Source organism: Acidovorax sp. SUPP1855 (assembly GCF_030158955.1).
GTDB lineage: Bacteria > Pseudomonadota > Gammaproteobacteria > Burkholderiales > Burkholderiaceae_C > Paracidovorax.
Window position 1 is genome coordinate 73,346 of the sequence record NZ_BQXI01000009.1, and the last position, 19,130, is coordinate 92,475.

The following is a 19,130-nucleotide window of genomic DNA, read 5'->3' on the forward strand; positions in this document are numbered from 1 at the left end:
CTGGCAAGCGAAGGGGCATGCGAGGCGGGCGTCTCCCCGCGCCGGTGTTTCAGCCCTGGCGCGGCGGCAGCACCCTGGCCGGGTTGCCCACTACGGTGGCGCCGGCAGGCACATCGCGCGTGACGACGCTGCCCGCGCCGATGATCGCGTCGTCGCCCACCGTCACGCCGGGCATCACCAGGGCGCCGGCACCGACCCACACGTTGCGGCCGATGCTCACCGGGCGGCCGAACTCCAGGCCCTGGGCCCGCTCCTGCGGCGACCGCGGGTGGTCCGCCGCGAGCAGTTGCACGCCCGGCCCGATCTGCGTGCCGTCACCGATGCGCACCTCGACCACATCCAGGATCACGCAGTTGAAGTTGAGGAACACCCCCGTGCCCAGGTGGATGTTGAAGCCGTAGTCGCAGTGGAACGGCGGACGCACCACGGCCCCCTCGCCCACCGAGCCCAGGTGCTCGGCCAGCAGCGCGCGCCGCTCGGCGGGGTCTGCGGCCAGCGCCGCGTTGTAGCGCACGAGCCAGCGTTTGTTGGCCGCTATGTCGGCCTGGAGTTCGGGATCGCCGGCGTGGTAGAGCCGGCCGGCCAGCATGTGTTCTTTCTGTGAGGTCATCTGGCCATTGTGAAGGCGCCGCGGGCGCAGGCGGTCGCCCGGGCGACCCCGTGAAGGGGTTCAAGCCAAAATGGCCTCCAGCAAAATCAACACTAGGGCATATAGCTATTAAATTAATAGCAAACAGAATACCGCGCGTTGTGTGCCGCGCATTGTGGCCCGTCAAGCAACGGGGCCACCGCCCTCGTCCGGCGCCACGGACTCCGCCGGTGCCCGCACCACCCCCAGCCGCAGGCCGAGCACGCCCAGGATGCGGTTCATGGTCTGCACCGTGCCCGGGCTGCGGCCCTGCTCGATGTCCTGCAGCGCGCGGTGCGAGATGCCCGCCAGTCGCGCCAGCTCGGCCGAGGTCAGCCGCAAGGTGCTGCGCAGGTGGCGGATGGACTCGCGCAAGGTCCATTGCGGGTGGTCCAGCAGGTCCTGCACGGCTTGGCGGCGCAGCAGCAGTTGCTGTGCCAGTGGAAGGGGGGTGTAGCGTTTGTCCATGCGAAAGAGGCCCGCTTTTTAAGTGTTCAGATCACAGGGCTTGCAGCGCCTGCACCTGGGCCGCGATGGTGGGCTGCAGAAAACGGTGCACCTCCGGCTCCAGGCCGAAGCCGCCGCCGTCGCGCGCCACTGCTTCCAGGGGGCTGGCCAGGTCCTGCAAGGCCTGGGCCAGCGGGGCGCGCGGCAGTGCGCATTCGGCGGCGACGGTGTCCAGCACCTGGCGCCAGTCCGGTGCGCCGTCGTCACCCACCGCCCAGCGGATGCGCCGCGCGATGCCATCGGGGTGCAGGTACATGGGCGCGAAGTCGAACACCGGCGTGAGGGCGATGCGCCCGTCAAAACCGCGCTGCACGGCCGTGTTGCGCGCGTGGTTGTCCTTGTTGCCCAGCGCCAGGTTGGCCACATCGCGGCGCAGGTACTCCGCCACTTCGGCAGCGGGATCGGTGCACACGCGGGCCAGCTGGCGGCACACTTCCTCGTGCGAGGGCACGGCGCCGAAGCCCGCCCGGCCGGTGAGCGTGGCGATGCTTTCCTGCGCCAGCCGCACCACGCCGCAGCCCTGCCCCGAGCCCTGCGCCGCGTCGCCGGCGATGCGGTCGAAGCGCGGAATGAAAAGCGCCCGGTCGCGCAGCACCAGCGGCGCATGGACGCGCAGTCCCAGGTGCCGGGCGATGTCCATGTAGGGCGCCTCGTGCCGCAGGATGGCCGCGAGCCGCTCGTTCGTGCCGCGGCCGAACTTGACGATGAAATGCGCCGCCGCCTCGCCATCGGGCAGCGAATGGTCCAGGTGCAGCAGGCCATCGCTGGCCGAGCGCGTGAGCAGCACCTTGGGCCATTCACCCTGCACGCCCGACGATCCGGCCACGAAAAGCCCGTGGCGGCCCAGGTAGTCCATGAAGTCGGACGACCGCTCGGCCACCTCGGCATCGGTGAAGCCGCGGCGCGGTCCGGTGCGCGCCTGCAGCCAGTCGGCCGCCTCTTTCACCCGCAGGTGGCCGATGGGGTTGCCGGCCCCGGCCAGCAGCAGCGGCCAGTCGGCCACGGCTTCCGACGCCTCGGGCAGACCCAGCTGGCGCAGCAGCTCTTCGCGGCCATGGCCCTGGGGCAGCAGGTCCGCGAGAAAGCCGGGCCACTGGCGCAGCTCCAGCGGCTCCAGCCCGGTGGCAAAGCCGCTGGCCAGCGCCCAGGCATCGCGCCGGCCCGCGTGCTCGACAGCCCATTCCACTGCATACCCGGTGTAGCTGGGCGTGCGCCAGCCCTGGGCGGAATCACCCAGCAGAAGGACGCTGGCGGCGTCGTGCCACCGGCCCTGGGCGTGGATCTGGAGCGTGCATTGCGGCTGCATATGCACAGAAATATATCAATATTGCTGCTGTTTAGCCATGCAATATGGATAGTTTTCCACCAAAAAACAATGAATTGCGGAGTGGAACTTTCCTTGCCCCGCGACGCCATCGGCTTACTTGAGCACGCCGCGCGAAATGTCCATGACCATGCGCGTGGCCAAGTACAGCCGGGGCACGATGGTGTCGATCTGCACGTATTCGGCGTTGTTGGAATGCGCCCCATAGCCCGACAGGCCCATGCCCTCCACCACGGCACCGCGGGTCTTCAGCGCGGCGAACGCCGCGTCGGTGCCGCCGCCGGTGGCCTTGTCCAGCACGTTCAGGGGCAGGCCCAGTTCCTGGTAGATGGCCTTGCCGTGGCCGGCCACGCGGCGCGAATCGTCGGAGGCCTCCAGCGGCGGGCGGCGAACCTCGAACTTCACCGACACCTTGGATTCGGGCTGCAACTTGGTCTGCACCTTGGCCTGCAGTTCTTTTTCCAGCCCGTCGAAATCCGACACGCGCAGGGCGCGGGCATCGGCCTGGGCCGTGGCCTCGGCAGGAATCACGTTGCGGTTGGTACCAGCCTGGGCCACCGTCCAGTTCAGTTTGAGGCCCTGCTCGGGCCTGGACAGGTCCTTGAGCTGCAGCAGCTGGTGCGACAGCTCGTAGAGCGCATTCACGCCCTTTTCGGGCGAGGCACCGGCGTGCGAGGCCCGGCCCTGCACCGTCAGGTAGGCCGCGCCGATACCGCTGGTGGCCAGGCGCAGGCTGCCGTCCGTGCCGCCGCCCTCGAAGGAAAACACCGCATCCTGGTCGGCCGCAACGCGGGTGATGGTGCTGCGCGCGCCGGGCGAGCTGATTTCTTCGTCGCCGTTGATCAGCACGGTGAGCGTGCCGTACTCCTTGAAGCCGAGCTTTTGCAGCAGGCCCACGGTGTGCAGGATGGTGGCCACGCCCTGCTTGTCGTCCGCGATGCCCAGGCCGTAGGCCTTGCCGCCATCGATGCGAAAGGGCTGGTCCTTCAGCATGCCCTTGAGATACACCGTGTCCATGTGCGCGATGAAGAGGATCTTCTTCGTGCCGGTGCCCTTGAACTCGGCGTGCACCGCCGGGCCCACCTTCTCGGGCGTGTCGTCCAGACGATAGATGTCGGTGGGCTGCAGGATCTCGACGGTGCCGCCCTGTGCCTTGAGTTGCCCGGCGATCAACGCGGCGATCTGGTTCAGGCCCTCGATGTCCTTGCTGCCCGATTCGATGTGCACCAGGTCGCGCAGCGTGTCGAGCAGCGGCTGCTGCTCTTTCTGCGCCAGGGCGTGCACATCGGCCACTGGTGCGGCCTGCGCCAGGGTGCCGGCGAAAGCCAGGGACAGGAGTGCGATCAATGGGCGCACGAACAATGGAGGGGTCTGCGAGGAATGCATGGTGGCACCAGTGGGCATGAATGGGAGAAAAGCCATTATGGGCTGCTGCAACAAAAGCTTCACACCCTCTGATTTCTTGCAATATCCCATTCAAGTCCGAGACGAGGGATCGGGTAACGCCCACTTCGGATCGATGCGGGACTGCCGACTGCGCAGTTCGAACAGCCACATGCCATACAGCGGCAAGGCCTCGGTGAGTTGAAGCGCCTTGACCACCGGCGTTGCGGCGCCGAGCAGTGCCGGATGGGGCACGACGGCCAACAGATCGGATTGCCCCACCAGATGGAGCATGCTGGCGAAATCAGGACAGCGCACCGCGATCTTGGGCACGGGCATGCGGCGCACGCGGTGCGCCTCGGTGAGCACATCGACGGGACCTTTGACGCTGGGCCCGACGCAGGCCCACGCGGCGCCCTGCAGCTGTGCCAACGTTCGGGCCCGTGCCAGGGGATGGCCGCGGCGGGCATAGACCTGCGGCTGCAGCTCGTAAAGCAAGCGCTCGGCCAGGTCCGGGTGCGCAAATTGGCGCGGCTTGGGCGCGATGACCGCATCGAACCGCCCCTGCAGCAGCCCGGCGAGCAGCGCGCCCTCGTCCGCCGTCGCCATGTCGAGGCAGCGCCGGGGATGGGGAAGGCACCAGCGCGCATACAGCAAGGGGCCCCAGACCAGGGCAGCGGATGGCGTCAGCCCGACGCGCAGCACATTCCGGTCGGGCGCAGGCAGCGGCTCCAACCCCAGCGCCCCCATGCACTGCCCCAGCGACGACGATTGCGCCGCCACCGATCGCGCCAGCTCGGTCGGCACATAGCGGCGCCCCTCACGGACCAGCAAAGGGGCGGGAAAGTGCGCCTGCAACGCCTTCATTCCCTGGCTGATGGCAGGCTGGGAGACGCCACAGGCCTGTGCGGCTCGGGCAAAAGAGCCGTGCTCGACGACCGACCGAAGGTATTGCAGATGGCGCAGATACATAAGCACCCTTTATGTATTGGCACCGATTGTGGCTTGCCGGGCAGCGCCCGCGCCGCCAAGCTACGGCGATCTCCCCAGCGACCCAACAAGGACACCGCATGACAACGCACCCGCTCGACACCGTCAAGGCCTACCTGGGCCACCTCCACGCCAGCGATACCGACGGCCTGATCGCCTGCTTCGAAGACGACGGGCTCGTGCACTCGCCTTTTCTCGGCACCCTGGGCGCCCGCGAATTTTTCCACCGGCTCGCGCAGGCCTCGAATGGCAGCGTGATCACCGTGCTGGACCTCTTCGCCTCGGTGGCACCGCAGGACGGCGGCGCCGTGCGCATCGCGGCCTACTTCCGCTACGACTGGACTTTGAGCGACGGCCGCGAGGTGACCTTCACCTGCGTCGATGTCTTCACCTTTGACCCAGGCAGCCCACGCATCCGGGCCATGCAGATCGTCTACGACACGCATCCCCTGCGCGAACAGGTCGGCGACAAATACGCACCGGCACCGCCGCCGACTAAAGCAGCGTGACGGCCTTGAGCGCGACGAAGCTCGTCTCGCGGATCACACCCACGAAGTCCTGCAGGTAGTGCCGGCCCGACAACTGCGGCAAGCAGGCCGCGTGCAGCTCGCCCATCAGGCCCTGCTCGCCCACGGGCCGGGCGGTGACGTAGCCCCGGTCCAGATAGCTTTGCACCGCCCAGAGCGGCAAGGCCGCCACGCCGCGGCCGCTGGCCACGAGCTGCAGCATGGCGACGGTGAGTTCCGTGGTGCGCCGGGGCGGGCGGATGCCGGCGGGCTCCAGCACCTGGCGCACGATGTCCAGCATCTCGTCGGGCACCGGGTAGGTGATGAGGGTCTGGTCGGCGAAGTCCTGCGCGGCCAGCCACGGCTTGTCGGCCAACGGGTGCCCGTTGGCCAGCAGCGCGCGGATCTCGAATCCGAACAGCGGGTGGTGGTCGACTCCCGCCTCGTCGCCGTCCACCTCCGACACGATGGCCAGGTCGGCCCGGTCCTGGTGCAGCAAGCCCACCGGATCGGCGTGAAAGCCGCTCACGATGTCCATCTCCACCTCGGGCCAGCGGCTGCGGAAAGCGTCCATCGCGGGCATCAGCCAGTCGAAGCAGGTGTGGCATTCCACGGCGATGCGCAGTTGCCCGGCGGACGCCATGGACAGCCGCGCCACGTCGCGCTCGGCCGCCTCCACCTGGGGCAGCAAGGCGTCGGCCAGCGCCAGCAGCCGCGTGCCGGTGGCGCTGAACTGGGGCGGCACGGACTTGCGCTCGAACAGGGGCGCGTTGTAGCGGTCTTCCAGCAGCTTGATCTGGTGCGACAGGGCCGACTGGGTGAGATTGAGCAGTTGCGCTGCGCGCACCAGGCTGCCGCTGTCGCGCAGGGCGGCCAGGGTGCGCAGGTGGCGGATTTCGAGAATCGACTGGTTCATTAGATATTCTCAAGATGAAGACACAAAACTTTCGTTTGAATAATAAATGCAATCACCGGACCATGGCGGCCTGCCTCAGCGCACCACCCATTCAAAGGAATTTCGACCATGGCCCAATCACCCATCTCCACCCACACCCTCGGCTTTCCGCGCATGGGCGCGCACCGGGAACTCAAGGTCGCCCTCGAAAAGCACTGGCGCGGCGACCTGACGTCCGAGGCGCTGGAGGCCGTGGGCGCCGATCTGCGCGCCCGCCACTGGCAGGCCCAGCGCGACGCGGGCCTGGCCTTCGTCACCGTGGGCGACTTCGCTTACTACGACCATGTGGCCAACCACATCCAGCTGCTGGGCGCCGAGCCCGCGCGCTACGGCTTCCTGCCCAGCCAGCCCGAGCTGGCCCGCTACTTCAAGATGGCCCGCGGCGAATCCACCGCCACCGCGGCCCCCTGCCAGGGCGAGTCGGGCCAGGGCGCCTGCGGCCACGCGCCCGCCACGCCGCACGCCAGCCAATTCGCGCTGGAGATGACGAAATGGTTCGACACCAACTATCACTACCTCGTACCGGAATTCACGCCAGCCACCACCTTCCGATTGGCCAGCGAGCGCCTGTTCGACGAGGTGGCCGAGGCACAAGCCCTGGGACACCCCGTCAAGGCAGTGCTGATCGGGCCCCTGAGCTTTCTGTACCTGGGCAAGGAAAAGGCCGAGGGCTTCGACCGCTTCTCGCTGCTGCAGCCGCTGCTGGACGTGTACGAACAGATCCTCGCGCGGCTCAAGCGCCAGGGCGTGGCCTGGGTGCAGATCGACGAGCCCATCCTGGGCCTGGACCTGCCCGATGCCTGGCGCCACGCATTCGAGCCGGCGTACTGGCAGCTCAACCGCGCCGGCGCCCAGGTGCTGCTGGCCACCTACTTCTCGCCCCTGCAGGAAAACACCCGGCTCGCGTGCCAGCTGCCCGTGGCCGGCCTGCACGTGGACGCCGTGCGGGCGCCGGAGGACCTGGTGGCCGTGACCGACTGGCTGCCCAGCCACAAGCTGCTGTCGGTCGGCATCGTGGACGGCCGCAACATCTGGCGGGCCGACCTGGACGCCGCGCTGGAGCGCCTGGCCGCCATCGCCGCCAAGCACCAGGGGCCGCTGTGGATCGCGCCTTCGTGCTCCCTGCTGCACGTGCCTTTCGGTCTGGCGTCGGAAGACCGGCTCGATGCCGAGGTGAAATCCTGGCTGGCCTTCGCCCTGGAAAAGCTCGGCGAGCTGCAGACCCTGCAGAGCGCCCTCAACGGACAGCCCGATGCGGCGGCACTGGCCACCGCGCGCGCCGCCATCGACAGCCGCCGCGCCAGCCAGCGCGTGCACCGCCCCGATGTGGCCCGGCGCCTGGACGGCGCCCCGGCCGGTGCCGACCAGCGCACCGCGCCCTTCCCTGTCCGGCAGGCCGCGCAGCGCCAGCGGCTGCAACTGCCGCTGCTGCCCACCACGACCATCGGCTCGTTCCCGCAGACCGCCGAGATCCGCGCCGCCCGCGCCGCCTTCAAGCGCGGCCAGCAAGCCCCGGACACCTACCGCGCCGCCATGCAGGCCGAGATCGAACGGGCCGTGCGCACGCAGGAGGCCCTGGGCCTGGACGTGCTGGTGCATGGCGAGGCCGAGCGCAACGACATGGTCGAATACTTCGGCGAACAGCTCGATGGATTCGCCTTCACCGCCAACGGCTGGGTGCAAAGCTACGGATCGCGCTGCGTGAAGCCGCCCATCCTCTTCGGCGACGTCGCCCGCCCCCGGCCGATGACGGTGGACTGGACCGCCTTCGCGCAAAGCCTCACCCCGCGCCCCATGAAGGGCATGCTGACCGGGCCCATCACCATCCTGCAGTGGTCCTTCGTGCGCGACGACCAGCCGCGCAGCCGCACGGCCGAGCAGATCGCCTGGGCGATCCGCGACGAGGTGACCGACCTGGAAGGCGCCGGCATCGGCATCATCCAGATCGACGAGCCCGCCATCCGCGAAGGCCTGCCGCTGCGCCGCGCGGACTGGAAGACCTACCTGCAATGGGCGACCCGGGCGTTTCGCATCAGCGCCTCGGGCGTGCGTTCGACCACGCAGATCCACACCCACATGTGCTACAGCGAGTTCAACGACATCCTGCCCGAGATCGCGGCCATGGATGCCGACGTGATCACCATCGAGACCAGCCGCTCCGACATGGAGCTGCTGCGGGGGTTCGGGGAGTTTCAGTACCCCAACGAGATCGGTCCTGGCGTGTACGACATCCACTCGCCCCGCGTGCCCGGCGTGCAGGAAATGCGGCGGCTTTTGGAGAAGGCCGCGCAGGTCGTTCCGGTGGAAAACCTATGGGTCAACCCCGACTGCGGCCTGAAAACCCGCGGCTGGCCCGAAACCGAAGCCGCACTGCGCAACATGGTGCTGGCCACGCAGGCCCTTCGGGCCGAGTGGAAGGCGCCGGCATCCGCCTCGGTGCAGCCTGCCGAGGGTGCCACGGTCGCGGCCTGAAAGGGCCAGGGGCTCCATCCGGCCATGGCGTGCTGGGTGGAGCCGCAATCCCCGAGGTGGGCAGATCGTCCGGAACGGGGCGATGGTCCGCTGACCGATTCAGGCGCCGGGCCAGCGCGCGCCCGGTGCTTCAGCCCGCGCCGTCCTTGAACGCCTTGGCCGCCTTCTTCCACATCTCCACCTTCGCCTCCGCCAAGGCATTGGCCACTTCGTTGCGCGCGCGGTTCTCGGCGATCCTTTCCCGCACTTCGGTCAGCGCGTTCTCGTTGGCCTGCTGCTGCAACTGCTTGTCGATGAGCGCCTGGGTGGCGGCATCGGGGCCGGAAATCGGCTCAGGCGTCTGCACTTCGACATCGATGGTTTCGGTGATGTCGATGGCTTCGGGAAGGTCTTCTTCGGGCAGCGCGGGTTCAGCCGTGTCTGCCGCACCGGGGGCCGCCGAGCCGGGATGCGCGTGCGCCTCAGGCACGGCGGGCTGATGGACCAAGGGCGCGCCCGGGTCGGCCGACGCTTTGACCGGAGGGTCTTCTGGCGGAGTCGGATCGCCGGGCACGGAATCGTGCTGCGCGCCTGCAGTCTTTGGCGGCGTCGGCGTGGGTGGGGTCGATGGCGCTTCGTTGGAGGCCGCGGCCGGTTCAGAATGCGGTGGGTTCGGAACGGCGGGCGGGTGCGCATCGGCCTTGGCCCTCGCAGGCAATTCGTCTTGCGCGGCGGATGGTTTTTGCTGCGCCACCGATTCCTGGCCGGGTGCGTCGGTCAGTGCCAGCGGTGGATCGAAGGTGGCGCTTTGCGCTGGCACCTCGGCTTTCGCCTCGGACGGTACGGCGGGCCTTTGCTGGTGCGAAACATGCACCTGCGGCGGCGTTTCGCCAGAAGACGCCTTCTTTTCGGGTACGTCGGTCTTGGCTTTCGCGGGCTCGGCCGGCCCCTCCTCGTGCGGGGCCTGGGTCAGCGCCAATTCGTGCCCCTGCGGTGTGTCCGGCGGGGCCGCCGCCGCGTCCTCTCCCGAAGTCGCTGCGGCCTGTGCAGGCTCCTCCTGGTGCGGAACGTCGGCCAGCGCCAGGGGCTCGCCAGCAAGCGGCTTCGGCGGGGGCGCGTCGGCCTGGGATGCGGGCGGCTCAGCCGGGCTCTCCCAATGCGAGAAATTCGTCAGGGCCAGTTGCTGGCCGTAAGGCAGATCCGACGAAGCATCCGCTGCCGAGGGCAACTCGTCCCTGTCCGCCCGGTCAGGCACATCCATCAATGCCAGGGGCTCTGCCGATGACGGGTGCGCAGACGCCTGCGATGCGCCATGCGAATGCCCTGCGGGCCCGGGCAGTGCGCCGGAGGAAAGCAGGCCCGACCCGCCGCGATGGGAGAACATGCCCGACGGATGCGGCAGCCCCGAAGCCTTCGAGGCAGGGCCATGGTGGCGCGCCGCGGGCGCTGGCAAGGCCTTGCGCGGTGCCATGCCGACCGGGCCGCTGTCCCCACCCCGCGCTTTCAAACCCGCGGGGCTATTGAAGGTCTCGGAGCGGGACCGCTTGGCAGCGGGCGCCTGCGCTGGGGTCGAATCCACCGATTCACGACTGCGCTTCAGTGAAATGCTGGGAGTGGAAATGCCGGTCGGGGGGCTTTGCAAGCTCATGGAGGACCTTGGGGAATTGCGGTGTTCGTGACAGTGTGACGACCCGCCCCCTTTCAACCGGGCCCTGGCGCGAAGCCGGTCCCTGTCCATGCGAAGCAAAAACCGCCTCCCACGCAGTGCGTCGGAATTCCCTGACGCCGCCGCAGGCCCGCCGCCTGCGAACCAGAACAGGTCTGACTTCAACAATGCACCCATTGCATCCACCACACAGAAGGAAACAACATGTCGCTCTCGCTGATTCTGCTTATCGTGCTGATCTTGATCCTGGTCGGCGCCCTGCCTACCTGGGGCCACAGCCGCTCGTGGGGATACGGTCCCAGCGGCGGTATCGGATTGGTGGTGGTGATCCTGCTGGTCCTGCTGCTGATGGGCCGGATATAAGCCCCATCGACGCCGTGCTACCGCGGTGTCGATTTTTCAAAAAGGCGGCCTACCAGGGCCGCTTTTTTTCGTCTGGTCGGCCTACGAGACACCCCAGAAAAATGCCAAAGCCAACAACCCATAAAACGAGAGACCGACGATTCCCAATCCGGCAATCGTAAAGACGCGTTGCCCGTCTCGTTTGAACGACAGGGCGCCCGAAGGGCCATGAATGCGGCTTTCTTTGGCTTGCATTCGCTCTCCGCGCCAACGGCCTCCACTGGCGAAGCCGATCACCAGCCGGCCTGTGAACACGAAGAGGAGTTCGAAGACCGACCAAAGCAAAAAACCAATCAGATCACCCAAGAGCGAAGTCCTAACGCGGAAGCCAGCAAGGATGCTGAGTATGCAGGCGCCTCGATTCGGGCCTGAGCCAGCAAATGTTCGCCAGTGTGGCCCTTTGCCGATGGCCCCCGTGGCTCTCAACACCGATCACGCAGGCCGCTTCTCTGCCGCGATGAACGCCATCGAGAATTGGGCGAACTCCTTGCCGTCCACCACCCCGTTGGCATTGCCACCCTGATCCATCAACTGCAGGATGGCCTGCGACAGTTCGCTGTTGGCGGTCTTGGCGCCGGAGGTGTCTCCCAGGCCCTTCATGAATTCTTCCTGGGAGATCTTGCCGTCGTGGTTGGCATCGAACCCCGCCGTCAGCTGCTCTTTCTGCGCCTGGGTCGCGCCGAACTGGGTGAGCAGCTCTCCAAAACTCTCCGCGGAGACCGAACCGCCCTGCGACGACGCGAGGGAGGACCGCGCCGCGACGCCCCGGGCGGATGCGGCCGCGCTCTGGCCCGCGACACCGGACAGCGCCTCGGCTTCTTTGCTCAAGGTGATCTGCGTAGAGGGCTCGGCGCGCGAAGCGCCGCTGCCTCGCTCGGAAGCCGAGGGTTTCGCCGCCCCGGAGGACGACGCGTTGAACAGCAGGGATGCGACCGATGCAAGGCCGGAAATAAGGGGTGTCATCGCCAAAGTACTCCTGTCGGTGGCGAAGCAGTCCACACAAGAAAACGCCCTTCGCCCGGCCCATGCAGGGTAGGCCCTGGCGAAAATTCCAATGCGGCGAAAAAGCCCCGATCTCCAGGCCATTAACTTCCCATGGACTGTTCAGGACCGGGCCCCGCCTGGACCCCTCGGGGGCCCAGCCCAGAAGCGGGGCATGACGGAGCCTGAACGATCCGAAAATCACACCCGCTCAGGCGACACGCGGGCTCCCAGTGCTCCGGTCGGAGCATTGCCCGGCAGCGAAGCGCGCGCGCCCAGCGGCCGGCGCCGCACGAACTGATACGCCAGCGCCAGCAGCACGAACCAGGCGGGCGTGGCCAGCAGGGCCTGGCGCGTATCAGCCTCGAACGACAACAGCACCACGATGCCGGCGAAGAACGCCAGGCACACGCCGCACATCCAGGCGCCGCCCGGCATCTTGTACAGCGAGGCCGCATGCAGCTTCGGCCGCTGGCGGCGGTAGGCGATATAGGACAGCAGGATCATCGACCAGACGAACATGTAGAGGATGGCCGAGACGGTGGTCACCAGCGTGAAGGCCTCCACCAGGTCCGGAATCACCCACATGAGAAAAGCGCCGGCCAGCAGGCAGGTGCACGAAAACAGCAGTCCGCTCGAAGGCACGCCGCGGCGCGACAGCTTCGCGAAGCGCCCTGGCGCCACGCCTTTCTCGGCCAGGCCGAACAGCATGCGACTGGTGGAAAACACCCCGCTGTTGGCCGACGAGGCCGCCGAGGTCAGCACCACGAAATTGATCACGCTGGCCGCCGCGGGGAGCCCGGCCAGCACGAACAGCTCGACGAACGGGCTCTTGCCGGGCACCACCTCGCGCCACGGGGTGACGGCCATGATGGCCACCAGCGAGAACACATAGAACACGATGATGCGCAGCGGGATGGAGTTGATCGCGCGCGGCAGCGTGCGCTCCGGGTCCTTGGCCTCTGCGGCGGTCGTACCGACCAGCTCGATGCCCGCGAAGGCGAACACCGCGATCTGGAAGCCCGCAAAGAACCCCATCCAACCGTGCGGGAACATGCCGCCGTCGTTCCACAGGTTGGCCACGCTCGCCGTGCGGCCCGAGGGCGAGACGAAATGGGCGTAGACCATATAGAACCCCGTCGCCACCAGCGCCATGATGGCCACGATCTTGATCATGGCGAACCAGAATTCGATCTCGCCGAAGAGCTTCACCGTGAGCAGATTGAGCGACAGCAGCAGCCCCACGCAGGCCAGCGCCGGCGCCCACTGCGGCAGGTGGGGGAACCAGAACTGCGAGTAGGCCGAGATGGCGATCACGTCGGCGATGCCCGTGATGATCCAGCAGAACCAGTAAGACCAGCCGGTGAAGAACCCGGCCCAGGGGCCGAGCAGATCGGCCGCGAAATCGATGAAGGATTTGTACTGCAGGTTGGACAGCAGCAGCTCGCCCATGGCCCGCATCACGAAAAACAGAATGCAGCCGATCATCATGTAGACGAACACGATCGACGGCCCCGCCAAGCTGATCGTCTTGCCAGAGCCCATGAAGAGGCCGGTGCCGATGGCCCCGCCGATGGCAATGAGCTGGATGTGCCGGTTGGACAGGCTGCGCTGCAGATGGCCGCTGTCGTGCCGGCCCGGAATGTCGGGCGAAACCTGGGTTGCCATGGAAAAACCTCCTGATTGATGTTGTTTCCTCGGCGCGAAGGGCATTCGGGGCGGTCACTGCCGTGCCTGGATGGGCCGCGATCCGGGCTTTTCTCCCAAGACGCAAGGCGCAGTGCGCCTGACTGGCCCGGCCCAGGGTATTCCCTCCCTGACCGATGGAAGGGCGGGAGGATAAATCAGTCACGCCCCAAATGGGTGCAGCGCTGCATCCAAAGGTTGGCGGGTCGGGTCGGCCACCCACCTGTTCGGCCACACGATGAGCCGGGCAGCGGCTCCGCAACGGGGACCCGCCATGTCGTGGTGTATCAAGAGCGCGGATCGTTCGACAGCTCGGAATGATTATTCCGATTCAAATCCGGATTTTTTTGAAAAATCGATTATCGAAACAGGCTAGATCGATTATTGGGAGGGCCGACTTTTTCCAAGGCGAATGCGGTTGAATCGTCGCGCCGTCAACATCCACGATAGACGCGACGGAATCTGCTCAGACATCCCGATGGATAAAAACGGCTGCGCCAATCGCGAGCTTGCCGTTGGGCACAACAGCACGCGCTGAAAGTCGAAATCGGCGCGGCCATGGAAGACCGGACCGACCGCCACCGAGGCGGTCGATCCGCTGGCGTTATCTGCTGCAGGTGCCTGCCGTCGCCATTTCGAGCTTCGCCACGGCGGCCTTGCCTTCTGCCTCAGGGATCAGCTCAACGTCGGAGCCGCCGATGAACGCGCCGATCTTCATGTACTGCCGGACGAAGTAGTTTTTGCCTTTCTCGAACATCACCTTCAGTTCGTTGGGCGAGAACTCGGAATCGGTGGCAATCACGTGCTCCTGCCCACCGGTGACTTCTGTGTGAAAGAACACATCAGGGCCCGATTCCCCCAGGCATTTTCCGTCCACCCAGATATTTCTCTTGATCGCCTTGCCCACGAAACTGTCGCGATAGACATAAAGCCCCGAATGGCCTTCGCTGGGTTGCGCAAATTCCTTGGCCTTCGCCGAAGCCTCCTTGCTTTCCATCTTCACGGAAGCGCATCCGGTGAACAGCGCGGACATCAAAACAATCAAAGCAATCTTCTTCATGGGTCTCTCATCAGGAATATTCGCATGGCATGTCCTCGGGCATGCAAAAAAATCAAACCACTCCCGTGGCTCCGAGGCGGCGAGATCATACATTCAGTTACGTTCGTATTATTCCGACGCATCCGGCGCGTGAATGATTTTTAGCGTCTTGTCGGAAGACACCTCCTTCAGCCAGGTCCAGACCGCCTGGATGCGCGCCTGGTGCTTGGCCTCGGCGGGCATGCTCATCCAGAAGGTCCGCGTGAACCGGGCTTCTTCGGGCAGCACCCGGGCCAGCACCGGATCGCGGTCGGCCAGAAAGGCCGGGAGCACGGCCAGCCCCGCGCCGGCGCGCACCGCTTCGTACTGCGCCGTGATGCTGGTGCTTCGAAACGCGAAACGCGCTGGCCGGTGCAATGCGTCCAGAAACTGCAGTTCCTTGGTGAAGAGCAAATCGTCCACATAGCTCACGAAGGCATGGTGGCGCAGATCGTCCCGGGTCGAGACCAGCGGGCGACGGGCCAGGTACTCGCGCTGGCCGTACAGGTGCAACGTGTAGTCCGCCAGCTTGGCGACGATGACCGATCCCCGCGCGGGGCGCTCCAGCGAGATGACGATGTCCGCCTCGCGCCGGGACAGGTGCAGCATGCGCGGCAAAGCCAGCAGGTCAATGGTGAGGCCGGGGTTCTTCTGCGTGAGCCGTGACAGGTGCGGCGCGAGGATGAGCGTGCCGAAGCCTTCCGTCGCGCCCACGCGCACCACCCCGGACAGGCCCGCCGCCGCATTCGCCGGGGCCGCGCGCTCCAGGCCGAGCACCGCGGTTTCCATGGCCTCGACGGCGGGCAGCAGTTGCCGGCCCGCCTCCGTCAGGCGGTGCCCGCCGGCCTCGCGTGCGAACAGCGGTGCGCCCATCTGCTTTTCCAGCGACTGGATGCGGCGGGCCACCGTGGTGTGCTCCACACCCGTGCGGCGTGCCGCGCCAGCCAGGGTGCCGGAGCGCGCCAGCTCCAGAAAGTAGCGCAGGTTGTCCCATTCCATTCGTGTGAGGCCCTCTCATCCATGTGTTCTTCGTGGTACGCGTGCTGGCCGGCCAGCCGCAGCCTGTGCAAATTTGCAAACCTAAGGTGCATGCATGCGCCTTGTGCTGGCAATTTCGCACAGCTAGGATGCGCAGGCCACCGGGATTTGCCCGCGGTTGCGGCCCGGGCGGCCTGCCCGGCCGCCAGCCCCGGCATGGCAAATGCCATTGTCCCGGCCCCGCATGACAGACACACACAGGAGACAAGACACCATGGACGCATCCATCACCGCTCAAAAGGCCCCACAGGCCGCCCTGGCCCCCACCGTCAAGCTGCTGATCGGCGGCCAGTTCGTCGAGTCCCAAACCACCCAGTGGCGCAACGTAGTGAACCCCGCCACGCAGGAAGTGCTGGCGCGCGTGCCCTTCGCCACGCCAGAGGAGATCAACGCCGCCGTCGCCTCGGGCAAGGAAGCCTTCAAGACCTGGAAGAAAACGGCCATCGGCGCCCGGGCGCGCATCTTCCTCAAATACCAGCAGCTGATCCGCGAGAACATGGCCGAACTGGCCGCGATCCTGACGGCCGAGCAAGGCAAGACGCTGCCCGATGCCGAGGGCGACGTGTTCCGCGGCCTGGAGGTGGTGGAACACGCCAGCGCCATCGGCAACCTGCAGCTGGGCGAGTTGGCCAACAACGTGGCCGGCGGCGTGGATACCTATACGCTGATGCAGCCGCTGGGCGTGTGCGCGGGCATCACGCCGTTCAACTTCCCGGCCATGATCCCCCTGTGGATGTTCCCCATGGCCATCGCCACGGGCAACACCTTCGTGCTCAAGCCCTCCGAGCAGGACCCCATGGTGACCATGCGCCTGTGCGAGCTGGCGCTGGAGGCCGGCGTGCCCCCGGGCGTGCTGAACGTGGTGCACGGCGGCGAGGACGCGGTGAACGCCATCTGCGACCACCCGGACATCAAGGCGATCAGCTTCGTGGGCAGCACCAAGGTGGGCACCCACGTGTACAACCGCGCCAGCCTGAACGGCAAGCGCGTGCAATGCATGATGGGCGCGAAGAACCACGCCATCGTCATGCCAGACGCCAACAAGGAGCAGACGCTCAACGCCCTGGCGGGCGCCGCCTTCGGCGCCGCGGGCCAGCGCTGCATGGCGCTGTCGGTGGTGGTGCTGGTGGGCGAGGCCCAGCAGTGGATTCCCGACCTCGTCGCCAAGGCCAAGACGCTCAAGGTGAGCGGCGGCACCGACAAGGGCACCGACGTCGGCCCGTTGGTCTCGTGCGCAGCGAAGGACCGGGTGGAAAGCCTGATCGAGCGCGGCATCGCCGATGGCGCCACGCTGGAACTGGACGGCCGCAAGCCGCAGGTGGCGGGCTACGAAAAGGGCAACTTCGTCGGCCCCACGGTGTTCAGCGGCGTGAAGCCCGGCATGTCCATCTACGACCAGGAAGTCTTCGGCCCGGTGCTGTGCCTGGGCGCGGCGGCCGACATCGACGAAGCGATCGCCTTCATCAACGACAACCCGAACGGCAACGGCACGGCCATCTTCACGCAGTCGGGCGCGGCAGCCCGCAAGTTCCAGGAAGAGATCGACGTGGGCCAGGTGGGCATCAACGTGCCGATTCCCGTGCCCGTGCCGCTGTTCTCGTTCTCGGGCTCGCGCGCCTCCAAACTGGGCGACCTGGGGCCGTATGGCAAGCAGGTCGTGCTGTTCTACACGCAGACCAAGACGGTCACGGCGCGCTGGTTCGACGACAGCACCATCTCGCACGGCGTGAACACCACCATCAGCCTGAAGTAGCCCGCTGGCGCGGGAGCGGCCGGCCGGGGCCGCGCGGTGCTACAACGCCAAGGATGCACATTCTCAAGATCACGACGAAACGGTGGGCGGCGCTTGCCTGGGGTGGCGGCGCGGCCTGCGCCCTGCTGTTCAGCGCGGGGGCCCACGCTCAGGCGGGCGCACCCTGCCGGCCGGAGGGCACGGTGGCCGAGACCAATGCCTGCGCGGTGCAAACCTACCAGCAGGCGGACACGGCCATTGCCATTCTCTACAGCGACGTGATGCGCGCGCTGTCGGCCCACGAGCGGCCGCAGCTGCGGCAGGAGCAGACCGCCTGGCAGCGCCAGCGCACCATGCTGTGCAAGCAGGGCACCCAGTCCACCGAGGGCCTGCCGGAGTGGCCGCGCCTGTACCACGCCTGCCTGACCGCCGAGACCGAGGCGCGCCGCCAGGGATTGATGCGCTGGCTGACGCTGGACCATCCCTCCGCCAAGCCGTGACGCATCCGCCACCGTCCACACCGCCCCGCCCCGCCCGCAACGAGACAAAGCAGAACAACGAACGACCGCCAGCGAGACCCGACCCATGGACTTTGAACTGACCGAAGAACAGCGCGCCTTCGCCGAGACGGCGCGCGACTTCGCGCGCGCCGAACTGGCGCCGCACGCGGCCCGCTGGGACGCCGAGGGCACCTTCCCGCGCGAGGCGATCGCCGCGGCCGGCGCCCTGGGCTTTTGCGGCCTGTACGCCCCCGAGAACGCGGGCGGCCTGGCCCTGCCGCGGCTCGACGCCACCCTGGTGTTCGAGGAAATGGCGGCGGTGGACCCCTCCACCACCGCTTTCATCACCATCCACAACATGGCCACCTGGATGCTCGGCACCTGGGCGACCGACGCCGTTCGCGACCGCTGGGGCCCCCTGCTGGCCAGCGGCGAGAAGCTCGCCTCGTACTGCCTGACCGAGCCCGGCGCGGGTTCGGACGCGGCCTCGCTCAAGACCCGGGCGGAGTTGGCAGGCGCCGAATACGTCATCAACGGCGCCAAGGCGTTCATCAGCGGCGCGGGCAGCACCGACGTGCTGGTGCTGATGGCCCGCACCGGCGACGCCGCATCGGGCGCGGCGGGCATCAGCGCCTTCGCGGTGCCGGCCGATGCGCCGGGCATCCAGTACGGCAAGAAGGAAGAAAAGATGGGCTGGAACAGCCAGCCCACCCGCACCATCAGCTTCGACAACGTGCGCATTCCGGCCGACCACCTGCTGGGGCGCGAGGGCGAGGGCTTCAAGATCGCCATGAAGGGCCTGGACGGCGGGCGCATCAACATCGCCACCTGCTCGGTGGGCGCGGCGCAGGGCGCGCTGGCCCAGGCGCAGCAGTACATGCACGACCGCAAGCAGTTCGGCAAGCCCATCGCGAGCTTCCAGGCGCTGCAGTTCAAGCTGGCCGACATGGCGACCGAACTGGTGGCCGCGCGCCAGATGGTGCGGCTGGCGGCCTCCAAGCTGGATGCGGGCGCACGCGATGCCAGCACCTATTGCGCCATGGCCAAGCGCTTTGCGACCGATGCGGGCTTCAACGTGTGCAACGAGGCGCTGCAGCTGCACGGCGGCTACGGCTACATCCGCGAGTACCCGCTGGAGCGCCTGATGCGCGACGCGCGCGTGCACCAGATCCTGGAGGGCACGAACGAGATCATGCGGGTCATCATCGCCCGCCGCATGCTGGAGGGCGACGCGCCCGACGCCATCCGCTGACCGCATTCACTACCAATTTCATAGCAGCATGCCCTATTACTTATAGTGCCA

18 protein-coding genes are annotated in these 19,130 nt (G+C 67.1%); 6 read left to right on the forward strand and 12 right to left on the reverse strand.

Annotation, left to right across the window (positions count from 1 at the left end; genetic code table 11):
• Window positions 1-49 precede the first annotated feature (49 nt).
• The 5 genes from AVMA1855_RS10145 to AVMA1855_RS10165 form a co-directional block, all read right to left on the reverse strand.
• Window positions 50-610 (reverse strand): sugar O-acetyltransferase, encoded by a 561-nt coding sequence (locus AVMA1855_RS10145; protein ID WP_284425611.1) that lies wholly within the window; start codon window positions 608-610, stop codon window positions 50-52.
• A gap of 162 nt (window positions 611-772) precedes the next feature.
• Window positions 773-1,096, reverse strand: a complete 324-nt coding sequence (locus AVMA1855_RS10150) for a helix-turn-helix domain-containing protein (RefSeq protein ID WP_284425612.1) — start codon at window positions 1,094-1,096, stop codon at window positions 773-775.
• 31 nt (window positions 1,097-1,127) lie between these two features.
• Window positions 1,128-2,441, reverse strand: a complete 1,314-nt coding sequence (locus tag AVMA1855_RS10155; protein ID WP_284425613.1) for a type II toxin-antitoxin system HipA family toxin — start codon at window positions 2,439-2,441, stop codon at window positions 1,128-1,130.
• A gap of 114 nt (window positions 2,442-2,555) precedes the next feature.
• Window positions 2,556-3,845, reverse strand: a complete 1,290-nt coding sequence (locus AVMA1855_RS10160) for a M20/M25/M40 family metallo-hydrolase (RefSeq protein WP_284425614.1) — start codon at window positions 3,843-3,845, stop codon at window positions 2,556-2,558.
• A 90-nt stretch (window positions 3,846-3,935) separates the two neighbouring features.
• Entirely contained in the window at window positions 3,936-4,814 is an 879-nt protein-coding gene (locus AVMA1855_RS10165) for a LysR family transcriptional regulator (protein ID WP_284425615.1), read from the reverse strand.
• Window positions 4,815-4,912: 98 nt separating this feature from the next.
• Between AVMA1855_RS10165 and AVMA1855_RS10170 the strand changes: the two genes are divergently transcribed.
• Window positions 4,913-5,341, forward strand: coding sequence for a nuclear transport factor 2 family protein (locus AVMA1855_RS10170; RefSeq protein WP_284425616.1), 429 nt, complete (start codon window positions 4,913-4,915; stop codon window positions 5,339-5,341).
• On the opposite strand, the gene AVMA1855_RS10175 is transcribed toward AVMA1855_RS10170, so the two are convergent.
• Window positions 5,328-6,254: a LysR family transcriptional regulator gene (locus AVMA1855_RS10175; RefSeq protein ID WP_272563647.1), complete on the reverse strand. Its 927-nt coding sequence runs from the start codon at window positions 6,252-6,254 to the stop codon at window positions 5,328-5,330. The two genes, AVMA1855_RS10170 and AVMA1855_RS10175, sit on opposite strands and share 14 nt — an antisense overlap.
• Window positions 6,255-6,362: 108 nt before the next feature.
• Here AVMA1855_RS10175 and metE point away from each other — a divergent pair, with 108 nt between their 5' ends.
• Window positions 6,363-8,765: a 5-methyltetrahydropteroyltriglutamate--homocysteine S-methyltransferase gene (gene metE, locus AVMA1855_RS10180; protein WP_284425617.1), complete on the forward strand. Its 2,403-nt coding sequence runs from the start codon at window positions 6,363-6,365 to the stop codon at window positions 8,763-8,765.
• 130 nt (window positions 8,766-8,895) lie between these two features.
• Here metE and AVMA1855_RS10185 read toward each other — a convergent pair whose 3' ends face one another.
• Entirely contained in the window at window positions 8,896-10,005 is a 1,110-nt protein-coding gene (locus AVMA1855_RS10185) for a hypothetical protein (protein WP_284425618.1), read from the reverse strand.
• A gap of 609 nt (window positions 10,006-10,614) precedes the next feature.
• Between AVMA1855_RS10185 and AVMA1855_RS10190 the strand changes: the two genes are divergently transcribed.
• Window positions 10,615-10,773 carry a DUF3309 family protein gene (locus AVMA1855_RS10190; RefSeq protein ID WP_284399845.1) on the forward strand — a complete coding sequence of 53 codons (159 nt, stop codon included), beginning with the start codon at window positions 10,615-10,617 and terminating at the stop codon, window positions 10,771-10,773.
• Between the two features lie 81 nt (window positions 10,774-10,854).
• On the opposite strand, the gene AVMA1855_RS10195 is transcribed toward AVMA1855_RS10190, so the two are convergent.
• The 5 genes from AVMA1855_RS10195 to AVMA1855_RS10215 all read right to left on the reverse strand — a co-directional run bounded on the left by AVMA1855_RS10195 (window position 10,855) and on the right by AVMA1855_RS10215 (window position 15,556).
• Window positions 10,855-11,118 carry a hypothetical protein gene (locus AVMA1855_RS10195; RefSeq protein ID WP_284425619.1) on the reverse strand — a complete coding sequence of 88 codons (264 nt, stop codon included), beginning with the start codon at window positions 11,116-11,118 and terminating at the stop codon, window positions 10,855-10,857.
• Window positions 11,119-11,244: 126 nt separating this feature from the next.
• The gene (locus tag AVMA1855_RS10200) at window positions 11,245-11,640 is read right to left on the reverse strand and encodes an EF-hand domain-containing protein (protein WP_284425620.1); all 396 of its coding nucleotides are present in this window, start codon (window positions 11,638-11,640) and stop codon (window positions 11,245-11,247) included.
• Between the two features lie 354 nt (window positions 11,641-11,994).
• Window positions 11,995-13,461: a D-serine/D-alanine/glycine transporter gene (gene cycA / locus AVMA1855_RS10205; protein ID WP_284425621.1), complete on the reverse strand. Its 1,467-nt coding sequence runs from the start codon at window positions 13,459-13,461 to the stop codon at window positions 11,995-11,997.
• Window positions 13,462-14,083: 622 nt separating this feature from the next.
• Window positions 14,084-14,539 (reverse strand): DUF2846 domain-containing protein, encoded by a 456-nt coding sequence (locus AVMA1855_RS10210; RefSeq protein ID WP_284425622.1) that lies wholly within the window; start codon window positions 14,537-14,539, stop codon window positions 14,084-14,086.
• Window positions 14,540-14,647: 108 nt separating this feature from the next.
• Window positions 14,648-15,556 carry a LysR family transcriptional regulator gene (locus AVMA1855_RS10215; RefSeq protein WP_284425623.1) on the reverse strand — a complete coding sequence of 303 codons (909 nt, stop codon included), beginning with the start codon at window positions 15,554-15,556 and terminating at the stop codon, window positions 14,648-14,650.
• Window positions 15,557-15,809: 253 nt separating this feature from the next.
• Between AVMA1855_RS10215 and AVMA1855_RS10220 the strand changes: the two genes are divergently transcribed.
• The 3 genes from AVMA1855_RS10220 (at window position 15,810) to AVMA1855_RS10230 (ending at window position 19,079) form a co-directional block, all read left to right on the forward strand.
• On the forward strand, window positions 15,810-17,348 hold the full coding sequence (locus tag AVMA1855_RS10220) for a CoA-acylating methylmalonate-semialdehyde dehydrogenase (RefSeq protein ID WP_284414378.1): 1,539 nt from the start codon (window positions 15,810-15,812) through the stop codon (window positions 17,346-17,348).
• A gap of 53 nt (window positions 17,349-17,401) precedes the next feature.
• Window positions 17,402-17,827 (forward strand): lysozyme inhibitor LprI family protein, encoded by a 426-nt coding sequence (locus AVMA1855_RS10225; RefSeq protein WP_284425624.1) that lies wholly within the window; start codon window positions 17,402-17,404, stop codon window positions 17,825-17,827.
• An 85-nt stretch (window positions 17,828-17,912) separates the two neighbouring features.
• Window positions 17,913-19,079, forward strand: a complete 1,167-nt coding sequence (locus AVMA1855_RS10230; RefSeq protein WP_284425625.1) for an acyl-CoA dehydrogenase family protein — start codon at window positions 17,913-17,915, stop codon at window positions 19,077-19,079.
• Window positions 19,080-19,130 lie beyond the last annotated feature (51 nt).

Coding starts and splice junctions, on each gene's coding strand:
- AVMA1855_RS10225 (WP_284425624.1), top strand. CDS start 17,402: ATGCACATTCTCAAGATCACGACGAAACGGTGGGCGGCGCTTGCCTGG.
- metE (WP_284425617.1), top strand. CDS start 6,363: ATGGCCCAATCACCCATCTCCACCCACACCCTCGGCTTTCCGCGCATG.
- AVMA1855_RS10230 (WP_284425625.1), top strand. CDS start 17,913: ATGGACTTTGAACTGACCGAAGAACAGCGCGCCTTCGCCGAGACGGCG.
- AVMA1855_RS10215 (WP_284425623.1), bottom strand. CDS start 15,556: ATGGAATGGGACAACCTGCGCTACTTTCTGGAGCTGGCGCGCTCCGGC.
- AVMA1855_RS10210 (WP_284425622.1), bottom strand. CDS start 14,539: ATGAAGAAGATTGCTTTGATTGTTTTGATGTCCGCGCTGTTCACCGGA.
- AVMA1855_RS10185 (WP_284425618.1), bottom strand. CDS start 10,005: ATGGATGTGCCTGACCGGGCGGACAGGGACGAGTTGCCCTCGGCAGCG.
- AVMA1855_RS10150 (WP_284425612.1), bottom strand. CDS start 1,096: ATGGACAAACGCTACACCCCCCTTCCACTGGCACAGCAACTGCTGCTG.
- AVMA1855_RS10190 (WP_284399845.1), top strand. CDS start 10,615: ATGTCGCTCTCGCTGATTCTGCTTATCGTGCTGATCTTGATCCTGGTC.
- AVMA1855_RS10175 (WP_272563647.1), bottom strand. CDS start 6,254: ATGAACCAGTCGATTCTCGAAATCCGCCACCTGCGCACCCTGGCCGCC.
- cycA (WP_284425621.1), bottom strand. CDS start 13,461: ATGGCAACCCAGGTTTCGCCCGACATTCCGGGCCGGCACGACAGCGGC.
- AVMA1855_RS10145 (WP_284425611.1), bottom strand. CDS start 610: ATGACCTCACAGAAAGAACACATGCTGGCCGGCCGGCTCTACCACGCC.
- AVMA1855_RS10165 (WP_284425615.1), bottom strand. CDS start 4,814: ATGTATCTGCGCCATCTGCAATACCTTCGGTCGGTCGTCGAGCACGGC.
- AVMA1855_RS10220 (WP_284414378.1), top strand. CDS start 15,810: ATGGACGCATCCATCACCGCTCAAAAGGCCCCACAGGCCGCCCTGGCC.
- AVMA1855_RS10170 (WP_284425616.1), top strand. CDS start 4,913: ATGACAACGCACCCGCTCGACACCGTCAAGGCCTACCTGGGCCACCTC.
- AVMA1855_RS10155 (WP_284425613.1), bottom strand. CDS start 2,441: ATGCAGCCGCAATGCACGCTCCAGATCCACGCCCAGGGCCGGTGGCAC.
- AVMA1855_RS10160 (WP_284425614.1), bottom strand. CDS start 3,845: ATGCATTCCTCGCAGACCCCTCCATTGTTCGTGCGCCCATTGATCGCA.